Origin of the sequence: Streptomyces sp. SID5910, assembly GCF_009862125.1 — a bacterium.
In the GTDB taxonomy this organism is placed as follows: Bacteria; Actinomycetota; Actinomycetes; order Streptomycetales; family Streptomycetaceae; genus Streptomyces.
Genome location: NZ_WWHX01000259.1, coordinates 1 through 8785 on the forward strand (window position 1 = coordinate 1; position 8785 = coordinate 8785).

General features: G+C 72.4%; 10 protein-coding genes and 1 pseudogene. 4 read left to right on the forward strand and 7 right to left on the reverse strand.

The genetic code is table 11. The features are described from left to right. The 3 genes from GTW67_RS09030 to GTW67_RS09040 form a co-directional block, all read right to left on the reverse strand. A partial coding sequence (locus tag GTW67_RS09030) for an aminotransferase class III-fold pyridoxal phosphate-dependent enzyme (RefSeq protein ID WP_237518749.1) occupies positions 1 to 339 on the reverse strand: 339 nt, incomplete at its 3' end. After that, a complete protein-coding gene (gene ddaH / locus GTW67_RS09035) occupies positions 336 to 1175 on the reverse strand; it encodes a dimethylargininase (protein WP_161164285.1) in 840 nt (279 codons plus the stop codon). The genes ddaH and GTW67_RS09030, both read right to left, overlap by 4 nt. 151 nt (positions 1176 to 1326) lie before the next feature. Further along, positions 1327 to 1830, reverse strand: coding sequence for an Lrp/AsnC family transcriptional regulator (locus GTW67_RS09040; protein ID WP_161164286.1), 504 nt, complete (start codon positions 1828 to 1830; stop codon positions 1327 to 1329). Positions 1831 to 1887: 57 nt separating this feature from the next. Between GTW67_RS09040 and GTW67_RS09045 the strand changes: the two genes are divergently transcribed. The 4 genes from GTW67_RS09045 to GTW67_RS09060 are packed head-to-tail and all read left to right on the forward strand — an operon-like array spanning position 1888 to position 5975. Beyond that, entirely contained in the window at positions 1888 to 2646 is a 759-nt protein-coding gene (locus GTW67_RS09045) for a LytR/AlgR family response regulator transcription factor (RefSeq protein WP_161164287.1), read from the forward strand. A gap of 2 nt (positions 2647 to 2648) precedes the next feature. After that, on the forward strand, positions 2649 to 3008 hold the full coding sequence (locus GTW67_RS09050; protein WP_161164291.1) for a hypothetical protein: 360 nt from the start codon (positions 2649 to 2651) through the stop codon (positions 3006 to 3008). Between the two features lie 22 nt (positions 3009 to 3030). Beyond that, positions 3031 to 4761 (forward strand): sodium/solute symporter, encoded by a 1731-nt coding sequence (locus GTW67_RS09055; RefSeq protein WP_161164288.1) that lies wholly within the window; start codon positions 3031 to 3033, stop codon positions 4759 to 4761. Between the two features lie 8 nt (positions 4762 to 4769). Then, on the forward strand, positions 4770 to 5975 hold the full coding sequence (locus GTW67_RS09060; protein ID WP_161164292.1) for a histidine kinase: 1206 nt from the start codon (positions 4770 to 4772) through the stop codon (positions 5973 to 5975). Positions 5976 to 5991: 16 nt separating this feature from the next. Here GTW67_RS09060 and GTW67_RS36905 read toward each other — a convergent pair whose 3' ends face one another. The 4 genes and pseudogenes from GTW67_RS36905 to GTW67_RS09075 all read right to left on the reverse strand — a co-directional run. Continuing rightward, positions 5992 to 6162, reverse strand: coding sequence for a hypothetical protein (locus GTW67_RS36905; protein WP_202437005.1), 171 nt, complete (start codon positions 6160 to 6162; stop codon positions 5992 to 5994). A gap of 100 nt (positions 6163 to 6262) precedes the next feature. Beyond that, complete coding sequence (locus GTW67_RS09065) at positions 6263 to 7213, reverse strand: cytochrome c oxidase assembly protein (RefSeq protein WP_161164289.1); 951 nt, start codon at positions 7211 to 7213, stop codon at positions 6263 to 6265. 163 nt (positions 7214 to 7376) lie between these two features. Further along, positions 7377 to 8402, reverse strand: a complete 1026-nt coding sequence (locus GTW67_RS09070; RefSeq protein ID WP_161164290.1) for a 6-phosphofructokinase — start codon at positions 8400 to 8402, stop codon at positions 7377 to 7379. A gap of 166 nt (positions 8403 to 8568) precedes the next feature. Further along, positions 8569 to 8785 (reverse strand): annotated as a pseudogene (locus tag GTW67_RS09075) (glutamine amidotransferase); the annotation flags it as partial.

The following is an 8785-nucleotide window of genomic DNA, read 5'->3' on the forward strand; positions in this document are numbered from 1 at the left end:
GGCCCGCAGCGCCAGCTCGGACGCCTCCGCCATCTCCGCGGACGCCACGGCCTCCTCGCCCAGCAGGCGCCGCAGCGTCGCGTCGACGGCGCGCGAGGTCAGCGTCAGCCGGTCCAGCTGGCGGTGCGCGGCCTCGATCAGCGCCGGGTGGCGGTGACCGAAGTTGAGCGCCGAGTAGCCCGCCAGCATGTCCAGATAGCGGCGGCCCTCCACATCCTCCACCCAGGCGCCCTCCGCGCGGGCCACGACCACGGGCAGCGGATGGTAGTTGTGGGCGAGGACGGGCTCCTCCGCGCGGATCAGCTCCTCGGAGCCGCGGGTGCGGGCGGGTGCGGTCATGAGCGGATCTCCCGGATCTCCTGGGTGCAGCACTTGATGCCGCCACCGGCCTTGTGGAACTCGGACAGGTCGACGGGGACGGGGACGTAGCCGAGGCCCGCGAGCCGTCCGGCGAGTTCCCGCGCCCCGGGCGAGATGAACACGTGCCGCCCGTCGGACACGGAATTGAGCCCGAACGCCATGGCGTCCTCGCGGGTGGCGAGCACCGCGTCCGGGTAGAGCCGCTCCAGCACCTCACGGCTGCCCGGCGAGAAGGCCCCCGGGTAGTAGACGATGTTCCCGTCACCCCCGTCGTGGCCGTCGTCGAGGACGAACAGGGCCGTGTCCAGATGGTAGAAGTACGGGTCCACCAGCGTCAGCGACACCACCGGCCGCCCGAAGTACTCCTGCACCTCGCGGTGCGCCTCCGGCGTGGTGCGGAAGCCGGTGCCGGCCAGGATCCAGCGGCCCGCCGGCACGAGGTCGCCCTCGCCCTCGCAGACCGCCTCGGGCAGATGGACGTCGAAGCCCGCGCCCTTGAACCACGTCTCGTAGGGCACGGACTCGGGCCGGCGCTCCGGCGCGTGGAACAGCGAGCCGAAGACCCGGCCGTCCACGACCAGGGCCGCGTTGGCCGCGAACACCATGTCGGGCAGCCCGGGGACCGGCGTCACGGCGTCCACGGTGTGCCCGTGGGCGCGATAGGTGTCGATCAGCGCGCGCCACTGGGTCAGCGCACGGCCCACGTGGACGGGTTCCCCGGAACACATCCACGGGTTGATCGCGTACTGCACGGCGAAGTGTCTGGGTTCGCAGACGAGAAACCGCCGCCGGCGCGGCACACGGGAGTCGGACACAGAGGGGTTCCTCCGCTTCCTCACTGATGGTGACTGCGGGATGACACCACGGTAGGAAGCGGGCGGGACGAACGACAAGCGAGAAGAGCTGCGTGTCGGCGCACGATCGCTGCGTCCTCAGGCCCGGCGGCGCACGTCTGATGCGCCCAGGTCAGCGCATGTCTGCCGCGCCCTCGGGCGCCGGATGGTTCGCCCCGGCCTCCGGACTGTCCGGCAGCAGGTGCGACAGCACCATCACACTGATCGTCTTGCGGATGAACGGCTCCGCCCGGATCCGCTCCAGCACCTCCTCGAAGTGCTCCACGTCCCGCGCCCGCACATGCAGCAGCGCGTCCGCCCCGCCGGTCACCGTCATCGCCGCCGTGATCTCCGGATAGCCCCGCACGACCTCCGCCAGCCGCCTCGGCGGCGCCGCCCCCTCGCAGTACACCTCGACGTACGCCTCGGTGCGCCAGCCCAGCGCGGACGGCCGCACGGTCGCCGTGAACCCGGTGATCACGCCGGTCTCCCGCAGCCGGTCCACCCGGCGCTTGACCGCCGTCGCGGACAGCCCGATCCCCGTGCCGATCTCCGCGAAGGACGTCCTGGCGTTCGCCATCAGCGCGGTGACGATCTTCCGGTCGAGCTCGTCGAAGGGCGAGGGCCTGCTGTTCATGCCCGCACTGTAGCCAGCCATGTCCAGGCGTCCGGATTCCACCTACACTCCACGTTCATGCTGCGCGCCCTCGCCGTCGACGACGAACGCCCCTCGCTGGAGGAACTGCTCTACCTGCTGGACGCCGACCCCCGGATCGGGAGCGTGGAGGGCGCCGGCGACGCCACCGAGGCGCTGCGCCGCATCAACCGGGCCCTGGAGTCCGGACCGCACGGCCCCGAGGCCATCGACGTCGTCTTCCTCGACATCCAGATGCCCGGCCTCGACGGACTGGACCTGGCCCGGCTGCTGACCGGCTTCGCCCGGCCGCCGCTGGTCGTGTTCGTCACCGCGCACGAGGACTTCGCCGTCCAGGCCTTCGACCTCAAGGCCGTCGACTACGTCCTCAAACCCGTCCGCACGGAACGGCTGGCCGAGGCGGTCCGCCGCGTCGTCGAACAGCGCGGCACCACCGGCGCCGCACCCCGCATACCCGTGCACGAACCGGACCCCGACCACCTCCCCGTCGAGCTCGGCGGCGTCACCCGCTTCGTGGCCGTCGACGACATCACCCACGTCGAGGCCCAGGGCGACTACGCCCGCCTGCACACCGACAAGGGCAGCCATCTCGTCCGCATCCCCCTGTCCACCCTGGAGGAGCGCTGGCGGGCCCGCGGCTTCGTCCGCATCCACCGCCGCCACCTGGTCGCCCTGCGCCACATCGGCGAACTCCGCCTGGACGCCGGCACGGTCAGCGTCCTGGTCGGCACCGAGGAGCTCCAGGTCAGCCGCCGCCACGCCCGCGAGCTGCGGGACCTGCTCATGCGGAGGCCGTGAGCGTGCCCCAGGACCCCGCCGAACGCCGCGTCACCGTCACCGGCCCGCCCAGGCGCGCCGGCCGGGCCCCCGGCTACTACCGCCCCCGCACCGAGATCGACGAGCAGACCACCCTCGGCCACACCTACGTCCGCTCCCTGATGCGCAGCCAGCTGCGCGCCGGGCTCACCGCCTTCGCCGTCCTCGGACTGCTCGTCGGCCCGCTGCCGCTGCTCTTCGCGGTCATGCCCGCCGCCCGCCGCCTCGAATGGGCCGTCCTCGGCTTCGGCCTGTACGCCCCGCTGGTCCTCCTCGCCCGCTGGTACGTGCGCCGCGCCGAGCGCAACGAACGCGACTTCGTCCGCCTCGTCGAGGACCGGTGACGAGAAGAGCCGTGACGCACCGATGAACCCGAACTACGCGATACCCGCCGTCGCCCTCGTCGTCGTCGCCACCGTCCTGGTCGGCGCGTTCGGCCTGCGCATCTCCCGCACCACCTCCGACTTCTACGTCGCCTCCCGCACCGTCGGCCCCCGCCTGAACGCCGCCGCCATCAGCGGCGAGTACCTCTCCGCCGCGTCCTTCCTCGGCATCGCCGGCCTCGTCCTCGTCCAGGGCTCCGACATGCTCTGGTACCCGGTCGGCTACACCGCCGGCTACCTCGTCCTGCTGCTGTTCGTCGCCGCCCCGCTGCGCCGTTCCGGCGCCTACACCCTGCCCGACTTCGCCGAGGCCCGGCTCACCTCCCAGGCGGTACGGCGGCTCGCGGGCGCCTTCGTCGTCGGCGTCGGCTGGCTGTACCTGCTGCCCCAGCTCCAGGGGGCCGGGCTGACGCTGACCGTGCTGACCGGCGCGCCCGACTGGCTCGGCGGGGTGATCGTCGCCGTCGTCGTCATCGCCATCGTCGCCGCGGGCGGCATGCGCAGCATCACCTTCGTGCAGGCCTTCCAGTACTGGCTGAAGCTCACCGCCCTGCTCGTCCCCGCGCTCTTCCTGGTCCTGGCCTGGCAGGGCGACGGCGCCCCCGGCCGTGCCTTCGAGGAGCCCGCCACCTTCCGCGAGCAGCGCTCAGTGAAGGTCGCCGACACCCTCACCCTCAAGCTCGACCGGCCGCTCACCGTCACCGTCGACGGCACCGTCGACGGCCGCGCCCTCGACGCCACCCGTGTCCGGCTCCCCACCGGCACCCACCGCATCGGGGCCGGCACCCGCCTCACCTTCGCGGCGGGCACCCCGGTGCCGGCCGCCGGACGCGGCGCCGACGACGCCCTGTCGCCCTCCCGGGCCGAGAGCCGCACCGAACGCCCGCTGTACGCCACCTACGGGCTGATCCTCGCCACGTTCCTCGGCACCATGGGCCTGCCGCACGTCGTGGTCCGCTTCTACACCAGCCCGACCGGCGTCGCCGCCCGCCGCACCACCGTCGCCGTCCTCGGCCTGATCGGCGCCTTCTACCTGCTGCCGCCCGTCTACGGCGCCCTCGGCCGCCTCTACGCCCCTGAGCTGACCCTCACCGGCGCCGCCGACGCCGCCGTCCTGCTGCTGCCGGACCGGATGATCGGGGGAGTGGGCGGCGAGCTGCTCGGCGCCCTGGTCGCGGGCGGCGCCTTCGCCGCGTTCCTGTCCACGGCGTCCGGGCTGACCATGGCCGTCGCGGGCGTCCTCACCCAGGACGTGCTGCCGTCCCGCGCGGTACCGCACTTCCGGCTCGGCACCCTGCTCGCCATGGCCGTGCCGCTGGCGGCGAGCGCCCTGGTCGGCGGGCTGCCGGTGGCCGACGCCGTCGGCCTCGCCTTCGCCGTGTCCGCCTCCTCTTTCTGCCCGCTGCTCGTCCTCGGCATCTGGTGGCGCCGGCTGACCCCGCCCGGCGCGGCGGCCGGGATGCTGGTCGGCGGCGGGTCGGCCCTGCTCGCCGTCGCCGCCACGATGGGCGGCTTCCCGGGCGGCGGCGGCGCCCTGCACGCGCTGCTGGCCTGGCCCGCCCTGTGGTCGGTGCCGCTGGGCTTCCTCACCATGGTCCTGGTCTCCCTGGCCACCCCGGGCCGGGTGCCGGCCGGGACCGCGGCGATACTGGCCCGCTTCCATCTGCCGGAGGAGCTGCTCGCGGACGAACTGCGCAAGGAGGTCACCCCGTGAGCGGCTCCGTGAGCGGATTCCTGGCCGGTCTGGCCGTCGCCCTGCTGCCCCTGCTGGCCGCCGGCTTCTGGCTGGGGCGCCGCACCGCCCGGCCGCAGAACCTCGGCGGCCTCGGCACCCCGGTCGAGCACGCCACCTTCCAGGCCCTGCACACCGCCTCCCTCGCCACCCCGCCGCTGCGCGCCGGCCTCACCGAGGAGACCGCCCGCAAATCGGCCCGCAAACTGCGCTCCCTGCTCGGCACCGACGCGCTGTGCCTCGCGGACCACCAGGAGGTCCTGGTCTGGGACGGCGTCGGCGCCCACCACCGCGCCGAGATCATGGAACGCCTCACCGGCCCCCTGGAGACCGGCCGCGGCGAGGCCTTCCCCCTCACCTGCGACACCCCCGACTGCACGGTGCGCTGGGCGGTCGTCGCCCCGCTCACCGTGGACGACCGGGTGCACGGCGCCCTCGTCGCCTGCGCGCCCCGCGAGTCCGCCGTCCTGGTCCGCGCGGCCGGCGAGGTCGCCCGCTGGGTCTCCGTCCAGCTGGAGCTGGCCGACCTCGACCAGTCCCGCACCCGGCTCATCGAGGCCGAGATCAAGGCACTGCGCGCCCAGATCTCCCCGCACTTCATCTTCAACTCGCTCGCGGTGATCGCCTCCTTCGTGCGCACCGACCCCGAGCGCGCCCGCGAGCTGCTGCTCGAGTTCGCCGACTTCACCCGCTACTCGTTCCGCCGGCACGGCGACTTCACCACGCTCGCCGACGAGCTGCACGCCATCGACCACTACCTCGCGCTCGTGCGGGCCCGCTTCGGCGACCGCCTCTCCGTCACCCTCCAGGTCGCCCCCGAGGTGCTGCCGGTCGCCCTGCCCTTCCTCTGCCTCCAGCCCCTCGTGGAGAACGCCGTCAAACACGGCCTGGAGGGCAAGTCGGACAAGTGCCACATCCAGATCACGGCGCAGGACGCGGGCGCGGAGGCCCTGGTCGTCATCGAGGACGACGGCGCCGGAATGGACCCCGGCCTGCTGCGCAGCATCCTGGCGCGCGAGGTCAGCCCGTCGGGCGGCATCGGCCTGTCCAACGTCGACGACCGGCTCCGCCAGGTCTACGGCGACGACCACGGCCTCGTCATCGAGACCGCCGTCGGCGCCGGAATGAAGATCACCGCCCGGCTGCCCAAGTACCAGCCGGGCGTCCACTCGGCCGGACGGCTCGGCCGCGAATGAGGGCGGCCGGCGCGGCTCACGTGCTGCGCGTGGCGACCATCCCGACCGTGATCAGGCCGAGCACGACCCAGCCGAACCACAGCCAGCCGTTGCTGCCGAGCGCCACCGTGTAGGCCGTCACCGCGACCAGGCCTCCGATGGTGAGCGCCCCCATCGTCTTCGTGGAACCGTCCGTGGAACCGGGCATCGCGACACCCTCCTCATGGTCCGTTGCCCTCCATGGTGCCCCGTTCGGGCGCCGCACGGTGCGGACCAGCGAGATGTGCCCGGTTTTTCCGCGCCGTCGGTCAGCTGCTGCGGGCGTTCAGCGAGGCCAGGTAGGCGTTGTACGCCTCCAGCTCCTTGTCGCCGTCGCGGTCGGCGGCCCGGTCGATGCGCCGCGCCTGCCGCTGGTCCGACGCGTACCACTGCGCGACCAGCGCGAGCAGCACCAGGACGGACGGGACCTCGCTGAACGCCCAGGCGATGCCGCCCGCCGCGTTCTGGTCGGAGAGCGCGTCGATGCCGAGCGACGCGGGCGGGTTCTTGAACGTCTCGACCATGGGCGACGACGCCATCATCAGCGCGATGCCGAAGAACGCGTGGAACGGCATGCCGGCGAACAGCTCCAGCATCCGCATCAGGTAGCCCGGCCGGTGCGGGCCCGGGTCCACGCCCATGATCGGCCAGAAGAAGACCAGGCCGACGGCGAGGAAGTGCACCATCATCCCGACGTGCCCGACCCTGGAGCCCATCAGGGAGTCGAAGAGCGGGGTGAAGTACAGCGCGTACAGGCTCGCGATGAACAGCGGGATGGTGAACGCCGGGTGCGTGACGATCCGCATGTACCGGCTGTGCAGCAGCATCAGCAGCAGTTCGCGCGGCCCCTTGCGGCCCCGGCCCGCCGTGGGCAGCGCCCGCAGCGCCAGGGTGATCGGGGCGCCGAGCAGCAGCAGGATCGGCGAGACCATGCTGATCACCATGTGCTGCACCATGTGCACGCTGAACATGACCATGCCGTAGTCGTTCAGCCTGGTGCACATCATCAGCCCGATGCTCAGCACACCGGTGACGAACCCGACGGTCCGCCCCACCGGCCACTTGTCACCGCGCCGCGTCAGCCGGACGACACCCCAGCCGTACAGCGCCAGGCCCACCAGGCAGGCGATCAGGAAGAAGGGGTCCGCCGACCAGCCGAGACCTCGCCCCAGCGTGAACGGCGGCAGATCCATCATCATGCCGTGCCCGCTGTGATCCATCCGCCGGCTCCTGTTTCGTGGGGGTTGAGCGCTGCTTGTCCGAACCAAGACTAGAACCGCCCCCGGCGACATCTGTCACCGGGGGCGTCGAGGCGCCCCGAAGGGGCGCGGGGAACTGCGCGAGCAACCACAACCGGGCCGCAGCCGGCCGACTACCGCAACCTCACAAAACACACTCCGCTTCCGCGTACCGCGCATCCGGCACCGTCTTCAGCGTCTCCACCGCCTCCGCCAGCGACACCATCGCGATGTCCGTCCCGCGCAGGGCCGTCATCATCCCGAACTCCCCGCGGTGCACGGCCTCCACCGCGTGCCACCCGAACCGCGTCGCCAGCACCCGGTCGTACGCCGTGGGCGTCCCGCCGCGCTGGACGTGCCCGAGGATCACCGGCCGGGCCTCCTTGCCGAGCCGCTCCTCCAGCTCGATGGAGAGCTGACGCGCGATCCCGGCGAAGCGCTCGTGGCCGTAGACGTCCTTGCCGCCCTCGTCGAAGTCCATGGTGCCCGCCTTGGGCTTGGCACCCTCCGCGGCCACCACTATGGCGAACCGCTTGCCCGCCGAGAACCGCTCGCCGACCTTCGCGGTCAGCTCGTCGATGTCGAAGGGCCGCTCGGGGACGACGACGGCGTGCGCGCCGGCCGCCATGCCGGAGTGCAGGGCGATCCAGCCGGTGTGACGGCCCATGACCTCCACGATGAGCACCCGCTGGTGGGACTCGGCGGTGGTCTTCAGCCGGTCCAGGGCCTCGGTGGCGACGGTGACGGCCGTGTCGAAACCGAAGGTGACGTCCGTGACCGCGATGTCGTTGTCGATGGTCTTCGGCACGCCCACGATCGGCAGGCCGTTGTCGGACAGCAGCCGGGCCGCCTTCAGCGTGCCCTCGCCGCCGATCGGGATGATCGCGTCGAGCCCGAGTTCCTCGACATGGCCGCGGGCCCGCTCCACGCCGTCCCGCAGATGCTCGGGACGGACCCGGGAGGAGCCGAGGATGGTGCCGCCGCGGGCCAGGATGCCGCCCACCGCGTCGAGGTCGAGCTTGAGGTAGTCGCACTCCAGGAGGCCCTTCCAGCCGTCCCGGAAGCCGATGACCTCGTCGCCGTGGTCGACGACGGCGCGGTGCACGACGGACCGGATGACGGCGTTCAGGCCGGGGCAGTCACCGCCGGACGTGAGGACACCAATGCGCATAGCCCGAATTACCTTCTCAAGTGGCACGGGTCCGGACCGCGCTGTCCGGTTCGGTTCCCCGCCACCCTAGCGGTACGGAGGGGCGGGGCCGAACCGTGCGTCCGCCTACTGGACGTACCCGCTCACCTGTGCGGATGCATCATCAGACGGGCCGTTTAGCAGGCCGTCAGGCGGGCTGCTGGGCCGCCGCGATGCGCTCGTTGCGCAGCGCCTCGTACCACCGGTCGTCGGTCGGCGGCAGCGCGTTCACGTCGAGCGCCAGCTTCAGCAGCAGGTCCGCGATCAGCGGATTGCGGGCCAGCACCGGGCCGTGCATGTACGTGCCGAAGACCGTGTCGTTGTACGCGCCCTCCGTGCCGTCCCCGGTGCCATTGCCGTTGCCA